Source organism: Pantoea sp. X-Soil-YNGN-844 (genome assembly GCF_059730595.1).
Window position 1 is genome coordinate 3,986,332 of record NZ_AP036007.1, and the last position, 15,867, is coordinate 4,002,198.

Annotated in this window: 10 protein-coding genes, 1 tRNA gene and 3 rRNA genes; 2 read left to right on the forward strand and 12 right to left on the reverse strand. The window is 51.5% G+C overall.

Annotated elements, in window-relative coordinates; genetic code table 11:
* Positions 1–7: 7 nt before the first annotated feature.
* Entirely contained in the window at positions 8–1,381 is a 1,374-nt protein-coding gene (gene hemN / locus AC6I8C_RS18585; protein WP_497823270.1) for an oxygen-independent coproporphyrinogen III oxidase, read from the reverse strand.
* Positions 1,382–1,614: 233 nt separating this feature from the next.
* Positions 1,615–2,139, reverse strand: a complete 525-nt coding sequence (yihI, locus tag AC6I8C_RS18590; protein WP_497823271.1) for a Der GTPase-activating protein YihI — start codon at positions 2,137–2,139, stop codon at positions 1,615–1,617.
* 550 nt (positions 2,140–2,689) lie between these two features.
* Here yihI and yihA point away from each other — a divergent pair.
* Positions 2,690–3,325 (forward strand): ribosome biogenesis GTP-binding protein YihA/YsxC, encoded by a 636-nt coding sequence (gene yihA / locus AC6I8C_RS18595; RefSeq protein WP_013359537.1) that lies wholly within the window; start codon positions 2,690–2,692, stop codon positions 3,323–3,325.
* A gap of 85 nt (positions 3,326–3,410) precedes the next feature.
* Here yihA and spfP read toward each other — a convergent pair whose 3' ends face one another.
* The 5 genes from spfP to AC6I8C_RS18620 all read right to left on the reverse strand — a co-directional run bounded on the left by spfP (position 3,411) and on the right by AC6I8C_RS18620 (position 8,870).
* On the reverse strand, positions 3,411–3,458 hold the full coding sequence (gene spfP / locus AC6I8C_RS18600; RefSeq protein WP_071892919.1) for a small protein SpfP: 48 nt from the start codon (positions 3,456–3,458) through the stop codon (positions 3,411–3,413).
* A gap of 284 nt (positions 3,459–3,742) precedes the next feature.
* Positions 3,743–6,529, reverse strand: coding sequence for a DNA polymerase I (gene polA, locus AC6I8C_RS18605; RefSeq protein ID WP_497823272.1), 2,787 nt, complete (start codon positions 6,527–6,529; stop codon positions 3,743–3,745).
* A gap of 377 nt (positions 6,530–6,906) precedes the next feature.
* Positions 6,907–7,536, reverse strand: coding sequence for a thiol:disulfide interchange protein DsbA (dsbA, locus tag AC6I8C_RS18610; RefSeq protein ID WP_061061160.1), 630 nt, complete (start codon positions 7,534–7,536; stop codon positions 6,907–6,909).
* 26 nt (positions 7,537–7,562) lie between these two features.
* On the reverse strand, positions 7,563–8,549 hold the full coding sequence (locus AC6I8C_RS18615) for a serine/threonine protein kinase (RefSeq protein WP_497823273.1): 987 nt from the start codon (positions 8,547–8,549) through the stop codon (positions 7,563–7,565).
* Positions 8,550–8,594: 45 nt separating this feature from the next.
* The gene (locus AC6I8C_RS18620) at positions 8,595–8,870 is read right to left on the reverse strand and encodes a YihD family protein (RefSeq protein WP_497823274.1); all 276 of its coding nucleotides are present in this window, start codon (positions 8,868–8,870) and stop codon (positions 8,595–8,597) included.
* A gap of 47 nt (positions 8,871–8,917) precedes the next feature.
* Here AC6I8C_RS18620 and mobA point away from each other — a divergent pair, with 47 nt between their 5' ends.
* Positions 8,918–9,493 carry a molybdenum cofactor guanylyltransferase MobA gene (mobA, locus tag AC6I8C_RS18625; RefSeq protein WP_497823275.1) on the forward strand — a complete coding sequence of 192 codons (576 nt, stop codon included), beginning with the start codon at positions 8,918–8,920 and terminating at the stop codon, positions 9,491–9,493.
* A 242-nt stretch (positions 9,494–9,735) separates the two neighbouring features.
* On the opposite strand, the gene AC6I8C_RS18630 is transcribed toward mobA, so the two are convergent.
* From AC6I8C_RS18630 to AC6I8C_RS18650, 5 genes are all read right to left on the reverse strand, one after another.
* Positions 9,736–10,050 carry a hypothetical protein gene (locus AC6I8C_RS18630; protein WP_497823276.1) on the reverse strand — a complete coding sequence of 105 codons (315 nt, stop codon included), beginning with the start codon at positions 10,048–10,050 and terminating at the stop codon, positions 9,736–9,738.
* Between the two features lie 412 nt (positions 10,051–10,462).
* Positions 10,463–10,578: ribosomal RNA gene (rrf, locus tag AC6I8C_RS18635) — 5S ribosomal RNA — on the reverse strand.
* Positions 10,579–10,670: 92 nt separating this feature from the next.
* Positions 10,671–13,578, reverse strand: a 23S ribosomal RNA gene (locus AC6I8C_RS18640).
* A gap of 230 nt (positions 13,579–13,808) precedes the next feature.
* Positions 13,809–13,883 (reverse strand) — tRNA-Glu (locus AC6I8C_RS18645).
* 88 nt (positions 13,884–13,971) lie between these two features.
* Positions 13,972–15,511, reverse strand: a 16S ribosomal RNA gene (locus tag AC6I8C_RS18650).
* The 16S, 23S and 5S rRNA genes sit together here with 1 tRNA gene alongside, the layout of an rRNA operon.
* Positions 15,512–15,867 lie beyond the last annotated feature (356 nt).

Consider the following 15,867-nt stretch of genomic DNA (forward strand, 5'->3'; position numbering starts at 1 on the left):
CGTTTCTTCAGATAACGCGCGAGAACTGCTGCTGACGCGCTTTCTGACGCAGATAACGATCAAAACACATGCAGATATTACGAATCAGTAACCGGCCAATCCCCGTCACCTCCAGCCCGCCAGCCGTTTGTACCACCAGCCCATCGGCCATTAACGGTTTCAGCAGCGCCAGGTCCTCAGCAAAATAGTCGCTGAAGCAAATTCCCCATTGCGCTTCTGTCGCGGCAAAATCCAGCGAAAAGTTACAGATCAGCGTTTTAATCACGTCACGACGCAGGCAATCATCGTCGGTTAAGGCGATGCCGCGCCACAGGCCATTCCCCTGCTGTTCAACACTCTTGTACCAGGTGTTGAGGTCTTTCTGGTTCTGCGCATAACTGTCGCCAATCATGCTGATGGCTGAAACGCCAAGCCCCAGCAAATCGCTGTCGCCCTGCGTCGTGTATCCCTGGAAATTACGATGCAGCTGCCCTTTCCGCTGCGCGATAGCCAGCTCATCCTGCGGCTTTGCAAAGTGATCCATCCCGATAAACTGGTAGCCCTGCTGAGTCAGCGTCGCGATGGTCTGCTGTAAGATATCCAGCTTTTGCTGAGCGGAGGGCAGTTCATCCTGTTTGATTTTACGCTGCGCCGCGAACATCGCTGGCAGATGTGCATAGTTAAACACGCTAAGGCGATCGGGATTGAGCGCCAGTACCCGCTCCAGCGTCCAGGCAAAGCTGGCTGGCGTCTGCAGGGGCAAGCCATAGATCAGGTCGATGCTGACAGAGCTGATACCCTGTTCACGGGCGCGCGCCATCAGGCCGAAAATCACCTCTTCGTCCTGCACCCGGTTAACCCGTTCCTGCACCGATTTATTGAAGTCCTGTACTCCCATGCTCAGACGATTGAATCCCAGCGATCGCAGGTGATCAATCATATCCAGCTCAATTTCACGGGGATCAATCTCGATCGACATTTCAACATCGTTGGCCACGCTGAAGTGTTGCTTCAGTAAACCCACCAGCCGTGAAATCTGCGCATTGTCGAGAAAAGTTGGCGTGCCGCCGCCCCAGTGAAGCTGCGTGACCTGACGCTGACGAAACAGCGGCGCACGCTGAATGATCTCCTGCTCAAGCACATCCAGATAACGGTCCGCTTTGTGGCGCTGACGCGTCACAATCTTATTGCAGCCGCAGAAGTAGCAGAGACGATGGCAGAAGGGAATATGGACGTAGAGTGACAGCGGACGATCAGGGTAGCGCGCCACAGCTCGCTGAAAATCGCCTTCCGCGTAGTGCTCGCTGAACTCCAGCGCGGTGGGATAAGAGGTGTAACGCGGGCCGGCATAATTGTACTTTTCAATTAACGCCTGATCCCACTCAATCTGCTGCGATGGCATGCTCACTCCTTCCGGTGACGTCGTCTGAGAGAAGGTCGCGAAGAAGAGGAGATGAAAGGTGAGCGGGTTGAGACCCGACGTAAACGTTGCTTCAGCCGCGACAGGCGTCGTAGTTTAAACAATAACCACAGCAGATAACATGTCGCCAGCAGCGCGAAAATTGATCCAGGCCAAAACATTGTTGTTTACCTGATAAGTACGGCATGCGGAAACTGCATGCCGATCAAATCTGCTTAGTTGCCCTTCAGCAGACGGTACATATCTTCTTCAGCCTGCTCATCGTCAGCATCATCCATCACAATGCCTAACTGCTCCATCAGTTCGTCGATACGATCCAGCGAGGCATCCAGCCAGCCCTGATCTTCAGCCGACAGCGTTTCGCCATTTTCCAGACGATCGAGTAGCGCATCCAGACGCTCGTCATTTTCCAGCTTCGCCAGCTCTTCTTCGGGCGTCAGACGCACTTTCTTCTCAGCTGCCGGTTTTGCCACGCTTTTCTTTGGCTTAACGGCTGCGGTTTTCCCCTCAGCAATCAGGGCCACCGGTTTTTTACTGCCGATACGCGGATCTTTTACGCTGCTCTCCTGACCTCCGCCGTTGCTTTCGGACGCAGCCGGATTAGCACGGCTGCCAGATGCGTGTCCGCGATGCTTTTTATCACGTTTGCGATCGCGTGCTTCATGGTTGATATCGTCACGCGATTTGCGTTTGGCTTTGACGGCAGGTTTGCCGTTAGCAGCTCGTGCAGGTTGCTTCATAGTATTCGGTCCCGGCTTTTTTTATTCAGTATAGAATTGCGGCGAAATCTAGCAGAAACCAGACAAAGAAAAAAGGCGACAGCTCAAGCTGTCGCCTTATTTCATACCTTCATAAGAAGGAATCATGTTTTAAGTCCTTTTCGGCTCGTAACATCCCGGTCAATCCCGCGCCTGCTCAACTCCTGAGCTTTTCCTTATCCCTGTCTGGCCGTATCCCTGACCGTTTCCATTCCACCGCTCGTTGCCTTCCTGACATCCCTGAGCGCATCATCCTGATGTGTGCTGCCGTTCACTGCACAATAATGTAGACCAACTGGTAAAAGCCTCAAGTCGGTGTCAAAAATAGTTAGTTCAAAAAAAGAACGATTATTGTCAACGTCATGAATTTTAATGTTTTTTATTTTTAGTAATTAAAGTAAAAAGCGAAATAACCTGCAGCCTGAATGGCAAATCTCTTACACACTTTGTTATCGAGATGTGATTGAGCACTTTCGCGCCATAACGCGTATAATCGCCGCCATTGCCTTAATGCGTTTTCTGGAGTGTTACCTTGTCTGAATTGAATTATCACGTTACCCACTTTGTCATGAGCGCGCCGGATATCCGTCATCTGCCTGCCGATACCGGAATTGAAGTGGCTTTTGCTGGCCGTTCGAACGCGGGAAAATCGAGTGCGCTGAATACGTTAACCAATCAGAAAGGTCTGGCACGTACCAGTAAAACGCCGGGACGTACGCAGCTGATTAACCTGTTCGAAGTGAAAGAAGGTAAGCGTCTGGTCGACCTGCCTGGTTACGGTTATGCCGAAGTGCCGGAAGAGATGAAGCTGAAGTGGCAGCGTGCGTTAGGAGAATACCTGCAAAAACGTCAGGCCCTGAAAGGACTGGTCGTGCTGATGGATATCCGTCATCCGCTGAAAGACCTTGATCGACAGATGATTCAGTGGTCAGTAGAAAGCGGTATTCCGGTGCTATTGCTTCTGACCAAAGCAGACAAACTGGCCTCAGGTGCCCGTAAAGCGCAGCTCAATGTCGTGCGTGAAGCCGCACTCGAATTCGTGGGTGATGTGCAGGTAGAGCTCTTCTCCTCGCTGAAGAAAATCGGCGTGGATAAGGTTCGTCAGAAGCTGGACAGCTGGTTTAATACGCTTGAACCGGCGGTTGAGGATCAGGACGGGGAAGAGTAAGTGGCAAAACGGTGCCGCTGAAGCTGGCGGTGCAAAAAGCCCAATAAAAAACGCCCCAGTCACAGAATGACTGGGGCGGCTAAATTCAGCCAAATCCGATTACGTGAAGTAAAAGGTCTGAAAGATAGAACATCTTACCTCTGTACCCTACGCGACGAACTTTACCTGATTTTCTGTGCGTGACAAAGGCTTTTTTGTTGCTTACTTACATCAAACAGGGCTTTTTTTACCATACACATCACAAAAATAGCGTTGCGATGTAGTTAAATAACAAAAAAAGTGTTTAGCCGATAAGCAGTTAGAAAAGCGCGTAATCTCAGTACCAGCGCTGGCCGGGTTAAACCAGGTAATTAAACGATTTACTTATACCTGACTAAGGGTCGATTCCGTTCTGTGGAACCGACCTGAAACCGTGAATCAGTGGGCTTCATCCCAGTTGTCACCCACACCGACTTCAACCAGTAAAGGCACATCGAGCTGCACGCTACCCTCCATCAGCGCACGGATTTTCTGGCTGGCTGCTTCAACAGCCTCGGCTTTCACTTCGAACACCAGTTCATCGTGAACCTGCATGATCATTCTGACACTATTGTCATTTTGCTGTTCCAGCCACGCATCAACAGCAATCATCGCCCGCTTGATAATATCCGCTGCCGTTCCCTGCATCGGCGCATTGATCGCGGCACGTTCAGCGGCTTTCCGGCGAATGGCATTGCTGGATTTAATATCCGGTAACCACAGCCGACGGCCTTCAATCGTTTCGACATAGCCTTTACTTGCCGCCAGCTGACGGGTGTTCTCCATATAGCGCAGTACGCCCGGATAACGTTCAAAGTAGAGGTCCATATACTTTTTCGCTTCGCCTGCGCCAATGTTCAGCTGGCGCGAAAGACCAAATGCACTCATGCCATAGATCAGACCAAAGTTGATCGCTTTCGCACTACGGCGCTGTTCGGCGCTGACCTTGTCCAGTGGTACACCAAATACTTCGGATGCCGTGGCACGGTGAATATCTTCGCCCTGGGCAAAAGCGTCCAGTAATCCTTTATCCTGAGAGAGATGCGCCATGATACGCAGTTCGATTTGTGAATAGTCTGCCGCCACAATGCGATAGCCTTTGGCCGCGACAAAGGCCTGACGGATTCGGCGTCCTTCGTCATTACGCACCGGGATGTTTTGCAGATTCGGATCGGCAGAGGATAAGCGACCGGTTGCGGTAACGGCCTGATGATAAGAGGTATGCACCCGCCCGCTCAGCGGGTTGATCATCAGGGGTAACTTATCCGTATAGGTCGACTTAAGTTTGGATAAGCCGCGATGTTCCAGAATCACTTTGGGCAGCGGATAGTCGAGTGCCAGCTCAGCTAACACCTCTTCGCTGGTTGACGGCGCACCGCCCGGTGTTTTCTTGGTGGGTTTGATACCCTGTTTTTCAAACAGGATCACCTGTAACTGTTTGGTGGATGAGAGGTTGAAGGGTTCTCCCGCCAGCTCATGTGCTTTTAATTCAAGCTCAGCCAGTCGGGCAGTCAGCTCTTTCGAGTGTTGCGCCAGAATAGCCTGATCGATTAACACGCCATTGCGCTCAATCCTGGAAATGACCGTCAGTAACGGCATCTCAATCTGCTCGAAGACTTTTCTCGGGCCCGCTTCTTTCTCCAGCTCTGGCCACATCTTCAGATGCAACTGCAGGGTCACATCGGCATCTTCGGCAGCATAATGGGATGCCTGCTCCAATGCGATTTGATTGAAAGTCAGCTGATTTTTGCCTTTACCAGCGATCTCCTGGAAGGTGACCGTTTTGTGGTTAAGCCAGCGAGCAGCCAGGCTATCCATGTCATGTTTACCCACCACGCTGTTGAGAATATAGGACTCAAGCATGGTGTCGAATTTGATACCGGCCAGTTCAATATCGTAATTTTTCAGTACGCCACGATCGTATTTCAGGTTCTGGCCCACTTTCCAGGCGCTGTCATCTTCCAGCAGGGGCTTGAGCTGTGCCAGAACGGCCGCGCGATCCAGTTGATCAGGCGCATCGAGATAGTCATGGGCAACCGGCAGGTAGGCGGCTTCGCCGGGCGCAATCGCGAAGCTGATGCCCACGATGTTAGCGCTCAGGGTATCCAGCGCGTCGGTCTCCAGATCAAAAGCAAAGACCTCGCTTTTTTTCAACTTCTCCAGCCAGCTGTCGAAAAGATCCTGATCCAGAATGGTGACATAATTCTCGGTCGGTAATACGCTGCTGGTTTCAGGCACAGCAACCGGCTCATCAGAGAGCGCTTTCTGTGCCTGAGTATTGCTCTTCTTGCCCTGAAGCCATTTCCCATCCTGCAGGTCGCTCAGCCAGCGTTTGAATTCGTACCGACTGAACAGGGCCTGCAATGCTTCGACATCGGGTTCCGTGACCGTAAGCTCTTCACAGGGCAGCGCCAGCTCAACGTCGGTCTTAATGGTCGCCAGCTGGTAAGAGAGAAACGCCACATCCCGATTCTGCTCAAGTTTGGTCGCCATGGTTTTGGCACCACGGAACCCGAGATCGGCTACCTTGTCCAGATTGTCATAGATGGTTTGCATGCTGCCCAGACCCTGCAGCAGAGCCTGTGCCGTTTTCTCGCCCACGCCGGGAACGCCAGGAATGTTATCTGAGCTGTCGCCCATCATGGCCAGAAAATCGATGATTAAGGCCGGTGGCACACCATATTTCTGCTCGACCTCTTCCGGCCCCAGGATGGTGTTGCTCATGGTGTTAATCAGCGTGATGGCTGGCGTGACCAGCTGCGCCATATCTTTATCGCCGGTGCTGATCAGCACTGAAAGGCCTTTTCTCTCCGCTTCCAGCGCCAGCGTACCGATAACATCATCGGCCTCAACGCCGCTCACAGCCAGTAGCGGCAGACCCATCGCCCGCACCATCTCATGCAGCGGCTCGATTTGCGCCCGCAGTTCGTCAGGCATCGGCGGACGATGAGATTTATAATGCTCGAACAGCTCATCCCTGAAGGTTTTGCCTTTGGCATCGAACACCACAGCAACGTGACTCGGATTATATTGCGCCAGCAGGCTTTTCAGCATGTTGAGCACGCCGTACATGGCGCCAGTGGGTTCACCTGCACTATTGGTCAGCGGCGGAAATGCGTGATACGCGCGATAAAGATAGGATGAGCCATCGACCAGAATGAGGGGATTTTCTGCTATTTGCGCCATAAGTCTGTGTTGTCTTCGTTGCTATGGGTTGGTCTATAAGGATGCCACAAGCTGGCGGAAATGGTGAACTAAGGCGCAGGATATGTCGCGTTTTTAACGGTTCTGGAGGAAAGATCGCAACGATCATTCTGTGGATAACTTTGTGCGTAAAAATTATAACGCGCTGCTATTCAGGATCTTAAATGATTTGGCCATTAATAAAACCCATAATTTTCATTGACTTATTTAATTTCTGTGACCCGATCGCCATTTTTAATTACGTGATCCCTTGTGTGGATATTAAATTTATGCCCTGGAGATGGACAAAATTTACGTCTCTGTTTAATGGCATAAAAAAACGCCAGCAGAGCTGGCGTCAGATGGGGTGGTAAGGCAGATTACTTCTGGCTTACAAGGAATTTAACCACGTTCGCGTAATCAGCAACGAAATTGTCCATAGAGCTGGTATCGAGGCCGCCGTTGTTCACCATATATTTGCCATTCACGAACATCGCTGGCACACCGCGCAGATCAACATCCGCAGCCGCTTTCTGCTGTTGTGCAACCAGCGCTTTTACGGCAAAGCTGTTCCAGGCAGCATCGTAGTCAGCAGCGGAGATACCGGCCGCTTTAACAAAAGTCTCTTTCAGACTGGCAGGATCGGTAATGGTCTGCGTTTTCTGAATGCCATCAAAGATCGGTGCTGTCACCTTATCTTCCACGCCCAGCGCCATGGCGACAGCCCAGGCCTGAGTCACAACCGGTCCCAGATCACCACCAAGAAAATCGACGTGGTATTTCACCAGCTTTGTATCAGCAGGCAGATTCTTTTTCACCGCGTCATTAACATGATAAATACGTTCAAACTGATAGCAGTGCGGGCAGAAGAAGGAGAAGAACTCCATCACCTGAGGTTCACTGGCCACAGGTTTTGGCAGACTCACATATTGTTTACCTTCAGTGAACTGGGCAGCAGACGCGCTGAATGCCAGCACTAAACCCATCAGTGCAAACCAAATTTTTTTCATCGTGAAAACTTCTCCTGACTACGTCGTTAATATTGCGGTGTCAGCTGCAGAGGAGGTTCCTGCAACAGCTTCTCCTGCTCGGTAAAGAGTGAAATTTGCCTGCGCCAGAAATCTTCATCTGTCATCCAGGGGAAAGCGCGCGGAAAAGCGGGATCCTGCCAGCGTCGGACAACCCAGGCCAGATAATAAACCATGCGCATAGCGCGTAAAGGTTCAATCAGTGACAATTCATTAATATCAAAGTCACTGAATTCACTGTAAGCCTCCAGCAGGATATCCCACTGTATACGCTGTTCCTGTCGATCGCCGCTGATGAGCATCCACAAATCCTGTACCGCCGGGCCATTACGGGCATCATCCAGATCGACAAATAGCGGTCCATCGCGCCACAGGATATTCCCCGGATGACAGTCGCCATGTAATCGTAGCGGCTGCCACGTGGTATGCCACTGTTGCTGCAGCGTGTTACCCAGCTTATCGATCGCCTGTAGCAGCGCGGCCTTAAGCGAGGCAGGCACTAATTGTGAGTGCTCCAGCGCCTGCCGGGGTTCATGCAGATACTCATCAAGACCGATGGCAGGACGATGGCTGAACAGCGCTTTGCGCCCGGTCTGATGAATGCGGCCCAGGAATCGGCCTACCCATTCCATCTGATCTTCATTGTCTGTCTCATATTGCCGTCCGCCCAGACTGGGAAATACGGCAAAGAAGAAGCCAGCGTGGCTGTGCAGTGTCTCGCCCTTTAACCGCAATGGTGCCGCGATGGGCACCTCATCAGCCAGCAGATCGAGCGCATACTGATGCTCTTCAGCGATCTGTTCAGCACGCCAGCGCTGTGGGCGATAAAACTTCGCGACATAGCGGCGTTTTTCATCATCGCTGAATTGGTAAACCCGGTTCTCATAGCTGTTCAGGGCTGTCAGACCTGATTCGACGCGAATTCCTGTATCCCAGAGCGCATCAAGCAATACGTCGGGATTCAATGTCTGGAAGTTGAAAGCAGCGTCGCTCATCATATTACCTGTAGTTGCCCTTGCAAATAGCAGCCAAGGATAACACTACTCGTCCTGTTTAATGACACCCCGTGCGCGGAGCAGTGCGGTTTTGAAATCAACTTCATAGTCTTTTTTCAGGCCTGGGATCGCATCATCGCTGGCTGAGTCACGCATTTTGAGATGGTAAATTAATACATCGTCGGTTAATTCACTTAACGGGCCACGGAAACCAGATTCCTGCGCCAGTTTCTGTAAAAATGTGACCAGATTCAGGTCAGGCTCTTTTTGCCAGGCGGGTTGCAGCAGTTCGGTCAACTCGTTTAAACGATGGCATTTCATTGAGGTTTCTCCGTTATTCACAGTGCGTCATCAGCGAGGGCAAAGCCATGACAATATTGACTGGCATCATTCTGGCCGGTGGTCAGGGCCGCCGTATGGGTGGTCAGGATAAAGGATTAGTGCAACTGGATGGCAGGCCGCTTTATCAGCATGTCCTTGAACGGCTCAGGCCACAAGTCGACATTGTCATGATTAATGCCAATCGTAATATTGATCGCTATCAGTTAAGCGGGTGTCGGGTTGTGCGGGATGTTTTTGATGGCTATCCGGGTCCGCTGGCCGGTATCTACAGTGCATTAGTGGCCATCGACGGTGAATGGGCTGCCTTTTGCTCCTGTGATACGCCTGCAGTTCCTCTTAACTTCGTTGAAAAACTGGCTGAACAACGTGGAGACGCCCCTGCAGTCTGGGTTCGTTCACAATCACGCGACCACCCCACGCTGGCGCTGATTCATCGGAAGATGGCAGTGCCTCTTCATGACTATCTTCACGCCGGTGAACGACGTCTGATGCATTTCCTGCGCGACCATGGCGGCCATGCTGTTCAGCTGGATGATGATGAATCTGCCTTCCGCAATATCAATACGCCTGATGACCTAAATTATACTAGCTCAACCAACTGAGGAGGGGATTGATACAGATAAAATTTAAAAAACGAAGCTCAGTTAACAATGTCTTTTTTTATTAAAAATAAGGCAGGAAATTTATCACGCTCGAAAAAACAACCTGTTACTCATTTAAAATAATAGCTTTTATCTGAGTTGAATTTTCCTGAAAGCGACCAATAAAATTGTTAACGGGGAGTCAGCGGACTACATTAAATGGGCAATAATAGTCATTACTGCCCAGGATCTTTAGAGAGCTATCAGCCAGCAGTGAGGATATTAGTCCAAACTGCATCAGCACGGGCCACTGAGTCAGTAGTCCCTTCAGCAGCACCGACTACCAGTCCAAAAACAGCGCCCCAAATACCGCCAAACAGGCCACCAATGACACCCTGTGCTGGAGCCAGAATTCCACTGGTTACGCCGTCAGTATTAGCAGAAATATTATAGCAGGACCATGCAACGCCCATTGCGCCAGCAATCATTCCAACCACTGCACCACCGATGCTGTCTAAGAATCCAGTAGAGGCGGCACCTGATACTAATTCTGTTTCAGCGATAGTAAGTTCTTTCATTTTAATCTTCCTTAAATTAGTTAATACGCAATTTAAATCCATCTAAGACATTTAACTTAATTAAATATCATCATTAGTTTCAATCAGGCACTAATAAATGTAAATAGAATAAAATCCATTTATTCCAGCAATATATTTTTCGTCTTTTATAAAACTTACAATCACATTAGGTTAATAAGTTAGTTAAACATTAAATTATAGAATATTAAAAGTAATTAACTCGATATTTATTCTATTTTTTATCTGTTGAGTGTCATAATAGTCAATATAAAGGAGATCACTGGCCGTAGTTTACCGTATCAGAGAGGGGTTCTCAGGCTGTTTTCGGAGATTGATTATGGTGCGGTTTTTCACGATCTGCAGACGTAAAAAAGCCCCGCACTCTCGTGCGGGGCTTCTTCACTTATTTAATGCCTGGCAGTTCCCTACTCTCGCATGGGGAGGCCCCACACTACCATCGGCGCTACGGCGTTTCACTTCTGAGTTCGGCATGGGGTCAGGTGGGACCACCGCGCTACAGCCGCCAGGCAAATTCTGTCTCCGCGCCGCCGCTGAGGGCCGCGCAGAATATCCGGTACAAGGCTGAAAATCGTGTCTCTCAAAAACGCCTCTGGCGTTGTAAGGTTAAGCCTCACGGGTCATTAGTACCGGTTAGCTCAACGCATCGCTGCGCTTACACACCCGGCCTATCAACGTCGTCGTCTTCAACGTCCCTTCAGGACCCTCAAGGGGTCAGGGAGAACTCATCTCGGGGCAAGTTTCGTGCTTAGATGCTTTCAGCACTTATCTTTTCCGCACTTAGCTACCGGGCAATGCCATTGGCATGACAACCCGAACACCAGTGGTGCGTTCACTCCGGTCCTCTCGTACTAGGAGCAACCCCCCTCAATTCTCCAGCGCCCACGGCAGATAGGGACCGAACTGTCTCACGACGTTCTAAACCCAGCTCGCGTACCACTTTAAACGGCGAACAGCCGTACCCTTGGGACCTACTTCAGCCCCAGGATGTGATGAGCCGACATCGAGGTGCCAAACACCGCCGTCGATATGAACTCTTGGGCGGTATCAGCCTGTTATCCCCGGAGTACCTTTTATCCGTTGAGCGATGGCCCTTCCATTCAGAACCACCGGATCACTATGACCTGCTTTCGCACCTGCTCGAGCCGTCACTCTCGCAGTCAAGCCAGCTTATGCCATTGCACTAACCTCACGATGTCCGACCGTGATTAGCTGACCTTCGTGCTCCTCCGTTACTCTTTAGGAGGAGACCGCCCCAGTCAAACTACCCACCAGACACTGTCCGCAGCCCGGATTACGGGCCTACGTTAGAACATCAAACATTAAAGGGTGGTATTTCAAGGTTGGCTCCACGCAGACTGGCGTCCGCGCTTCAAAGCCTCCCACCTATCCTACACATCAAGGCTCAATGTTCAGTGTCAAGCTGTAGTAAAGGTTCACGGGGTCTTTCCGTCTTGCCGCGGGTACACTGCATCTTCACAGCGAGTTCAATTTCACTGAGTCTCGGGTGGAGACAGCCTGGCCATCATTACGCCATTCGTGCAGGTCGGAACTTACCCGACAAGGAATTTCGCTACCTTAGGACCGTTATAGTTACGGCCGCCGTTTACCGGGGCTTCGATCAAGAGCTTCTCCTTGCGGATAACCCCATCAATTAACCTTCCGGCACCGGGCAGGCGTCACACCGTATACGTCCACTTTCGTGTTTGCACAGTGCTGTGTTTTTAATAAACAGTTGCAGCCAGCTGGTATCTTCGACTGGCTTCGGCTCGGGGAGTAAATCCCTCCACCTACGCGCCAGCGTGCCTTCTCCCGAAGTTACGGCACCATTTTGCCTAGTTCCTTCACCCGAGTTCTCTCAAGCGCCTTGGTATTCTCTACCTGACCACCTGTGTCGGTTTGGGGTACGATTCTGTGTTACCTGATGCTTAGAGGCTTTTCCTGGAAGCTGGGCATTTATCACTTCAGCACCGTAGTGCCTCGTCGTCACGCCTCAGCGTTGATAAGGGACCGGATTTACCTGGACCCTCCGCCTACACGCTTAAACCGGGACAACCGTCGCCCGGCTGATATAGCCTTCTCCGTCCCCCCTTCGCAGTAACACCGAGTACAGGAATATTAACCTGTTTCCCATCGACTACGCCTTTCGGCCTCGCCTTAGGGGTCGACTCACCCTGCTCCGATTAACGTTGAACAGGAACCCTTGGTCTTCCGGCGAGCGGGCTTTTCACCCGCTTTATCGTTACTTATGTCAGCATTCGCACTTCTGATACCTCCAGCATGCCTCACAGCACACCTTCGACGGCTTACAGAACGCTCCCCTACCCAACAACACATAGTGTCGCTGCCGCAGCTTCGGTGCATGGTTTAGCCCCGTTACATCTTCCGCGCAGGCCGACTCGACCAGTGAGCTATTACGCTTTCTTTAAATGATGGCTGCTTCTAAGCCAACATCCTGGCTGTCTGTGCCTTCCCACATCGTTTCCCACTTAACCATGACTTTGGGACCTTAGCTGGCGGTCTGGGTTGTTTCCCTCTTCACGACGGACGTTAGCACCCGCCGTGTGTCTCCCGTGATAACATTCTCCGGTATTCGCAGTTTGCATCGGGTTGGTAAGCCGGGATGGCCCCCTAGCCGAAACAGTGCTCTACCCCCGGAGATGAGTTCACGAGGCGCTACCTAAATAGCTTTCGGGGAGAACCAGCTATCTCCCGGTTTGATTGGCCTTTCACCCCCAGCCACAGGTCATCCGCTAATTTTTCAACATTAGTCGGTTCGGTCCTCCAGTTAGTGTTACCCAACCTTCAACCTGCCCATGGCTAGATCACCGGGTTTCGGGTCTATACCCTGCAACTTAACGCCCAGTTAAGACTCGGTTTCCCTGCGGCTCCCCTATACGGTTAACCTTGCTACAGAATATAAGTCGCTGACCCATTATACAAAAGGTACGCAGTCACCCCCATAAAGAAGGCTCCCACTGCTTGTACGTACACGGTTTCAGGTTCTGTTTCACTCCCCTCGCCGGGGTTCTTTTCGCCTTTCCCTCACGGTACTGGTTCACTATCGGTCAGTCAGGAGTATTTAGCCTTGGAGGATGGTCCCCCCATATTCAGACAGGATACCACGTGTCCCGCCTTACTCATCGAGCTCACAGCATATGTGCTTTTGTGTACGGGAGTATCACCCTGTACCCTGCGACTTTCCAGACGCTTCCACTAACACACATGCTGATTCAGGCTCTGGGCTGCTCCCCGTTCGCTCGCCGCTACTGGGGGAATCTCGGTTGATTTCTTTTCCTCGGGGTACTTAGATGTTTCAGTTCCCCCGGTTCGCCTTGCAGCACTATGTATTCATGCTGCAATGATGCACAGAGTGCACCGGGTTTCCCCATTCGGACATCGACGGCTGTAGCGGTTCATATCACCTTACCGTCGCTTTACGCAGATTAGCACGTCCTTCATCGCCTCTGACTGCCTGGGCATCCACCGTGTACGCTTAGTCGCTTAACCTCACAACCCACAGGCGTTTTTCAACGCTGTAAGCTGCAAGCATTTGAGAGACTCGAACGCATCGTATTTTTCATTCTTATTACGGAGAATGAAAACGACACGTCGTTTCAATTTTCAGCTTGTTCCGGATTGTTAAAGAGCAAATATCTCAAACGCGACCCGGCTGCTTACGCAACCCGAACGGTTTTGAGATACTGTATGGAGACACCTTTCACCTGTCACCAAGCAGGTGGCGTCCCCTAGGGGATTCGAACCCCTGTTGCCGCCGTGAAAGGGCGGAGTCCTAACCGCTAGACGAAGGGGACACGATAGTGTCACGACTTCGCAGCCGTCCTGCTCATTACTTTTTATCAGACAATCTGTGTGGACACTGCGCCGGAAGGTATCTTCAGGTAAGGAGGTGATCCAACCGCAGGTTCCCCTACGGTTACCTTGTTACGACTTCACCCCAGTCATGAATCACAAAGTGGTAAGCGCCCTCCCGAAGGTTAAGCTACCTACTTCTTTTGCAACCCACTCCCATGGTGTGACGGGCGGTGTGTACAAGGCCCGGGAACGTATTCACCGTGGCATTCTGATCCACGATTACTAGCGATTCCGACTTCACGGAGTCGAGTTGCAGACTCCGATCCGGACTACGACGCACTTTGTGAGGTCCGCTTGCTCTCGCGAGGTCGCTTCTCTTTGTATGCGCCATTGTAGCACGTGTGTAGCCCTACTCGTAAGGGCCATGATGACTTGACGTCATCCCCACCTTCCTCCGGTTTATCACCGGCAGTCTCCTTTGAGTTCCCGACCGAATCGCTGGCAACAAAGGATAAGGGTTGCGCTCGTTGCGGGACTTAACCCAACATTTCACAACACGAGCTGACGACAGCCATGCAGCACCTGTCTCACGGTTCCCGAAGGCACTAAGGCATCTCTGCCGAATTCCGTGGATGTCAAGAGTAGGTAAGGTTCTTCGCGTTGCATCGAATTAAACCACATGCTCCACCGCTTGTGCGGGCCCCCGTCAATTCATTTGAGTTTTAACCTTGCGGCCGTACTCCCCAGGCGGTCGACTTAACGCGTTAGCTCCGGAAGCCACTCCTCAAGGGAACAACCTCCAAGTCGACATCGTTTACGGCGTGGACTACCAGGGTATCTAATCCTGTTTGCTCCCCACGCTTTCGCACCTGAGCGTCAGTCTTTGTCCAGGGGGCCGCCTTCGCCACCGGTATTCCTCCAGATCTCTACGCATTTCACCGCTACACCTGGAATTCTACCCCCCTCTACAAGACTCAAGCCTGCCAGTTTCAAATGCAGTTCCCAGGTTAAGCCCGGGGATTTCACATCTGACTTAACAGACCGCCTGCGTGCGCTTTACGCCCAGTAATTCCGATTAACGCTTGCACCCTCCGTATTACCGCGGCTGCTGGCACGGAGTTAGCCGGTGCTTCTTCTGCGGGTAACGTCAATCGGTGCGGTTATTAACCGCACCGCCTTCCTCCCCGCTGAAAGTACTTTACAACCCGAAGGCCTTCTTCATACACGCGGCATGGCTGCATCAGGCTTGCGCCCATTGTGCAATATTCCCCACTGCTGCCTCCCGTAGGAGTCTGGACCGTGTCTCAGTTCCAGTGTGGCTGGTCATCCTCTCAGACCAGCTAGGGATCGTCGCCTAGGTGGGCCATTACCCCGCCTACTAGCTAATCCCATCTGGGTTCATCCGATAGTGAGAGGCCCGAAGGTCCCCCTCTTTGGTCTTGCGACGTTATGCGGTATTAGCCACCGTTTCCAGTGGTTATCCCCCTCTATCGGGCAGATCCCCAGACATTACTCACCCGTCCGCCACTCGTCACCCAAGAGCAAGCTCTCTGTGCTACCGTCCGACTTGCATGTGTTAGGCCTGCCGCCAGCGTTCAATCTGAGCCATGATCAAACTCTTCAATTTAAGTTTGATTTGCTTAAACAAGTTAAGCGGTGCTCATCTGTAAAACGTCATAATGAATTTCATTATGTGTTCACTCGTGAGGCTTTGATATTTTGCTGCGTCCGGAGACGCTGATATCAATCCTGCGAGTGCCCACACAGATTGTCTGATAAATTGTTAAAGAGCAGTGCGAACAGTGCGTTAGCGTCCTGTCGCGAGGTGGCGTATATTACGCTTTCCTCCTGCAGAGTCAACCTCTATTTCAGAAGTTTTTCTCCGGCGGCGCAGTCTCCTGTGCCTCTCAACCCGTTTTCCGTTGCCGGTGTTCCGTGTCGATGGAGGCGCATTATAGGGAGTTTCCTCCGGCTGACAAGTGT

Excerpts from the sequence above, each read along its gene's own strand:
- dsbA (WP_061061160.1), bottom strand. The coding sequence starts at position 7,536 with ATGAAAAAAATTTGGTTTGCACTGATGGGTTTAGTGCTGGCATTCAGC.
- AC6I8C_RS18630 (WP_497823276.1), bottom strand. The coding sequence starts at position 10,050 with ATGAAAGAACTTACTATCGCTGAAACAGAATTAGTATCAGGTGCCGCC.
- yihI (WP_497823271.1), bottom strand. The coding sequence starts at position 2,139 with ATGAAGCAACCTGCACGAGCTGCTAACGGCAAACCTGCCGTCAAAGCC.
- hemN (WP_497823270.1), bottom strand. The coding sequence starts at position 1,381 with ATGCCATCGCAGCAGATTGAGTGGGATCAGGCGTTAATTGAAAAGTAC.
- polA (WP_497823272.1), bottom strand. The coding sequence starts at position 6,529 with ATGGCGCAAATAGCAGAAAATCCCCTCATTCTGGTCGATGGCTCATCC.
- mobA (WP_497823275.1), top strand. The coding sequence starts at position 8,918 with ATGACAATATTGACTGGCATCATTCTGGCCGGTGGTCAGGGCCGCCGT.
- AC6I8C_RS18620 (WP_497823274.1), bottom strand. The coding sequence starts at position 8,870 with ATGAAATGCCATCGTTTAAACGAGTTGACCGAACTGCTGCAACCCGCC.
- AC6I8C_RS18615 (WP_497823273.1), bottom strand. The coding sequence starts at position 8,549 with ATGAGCGACGCTGCTTTCAACTTCCAGACATTGAATCCCGACGTATTG.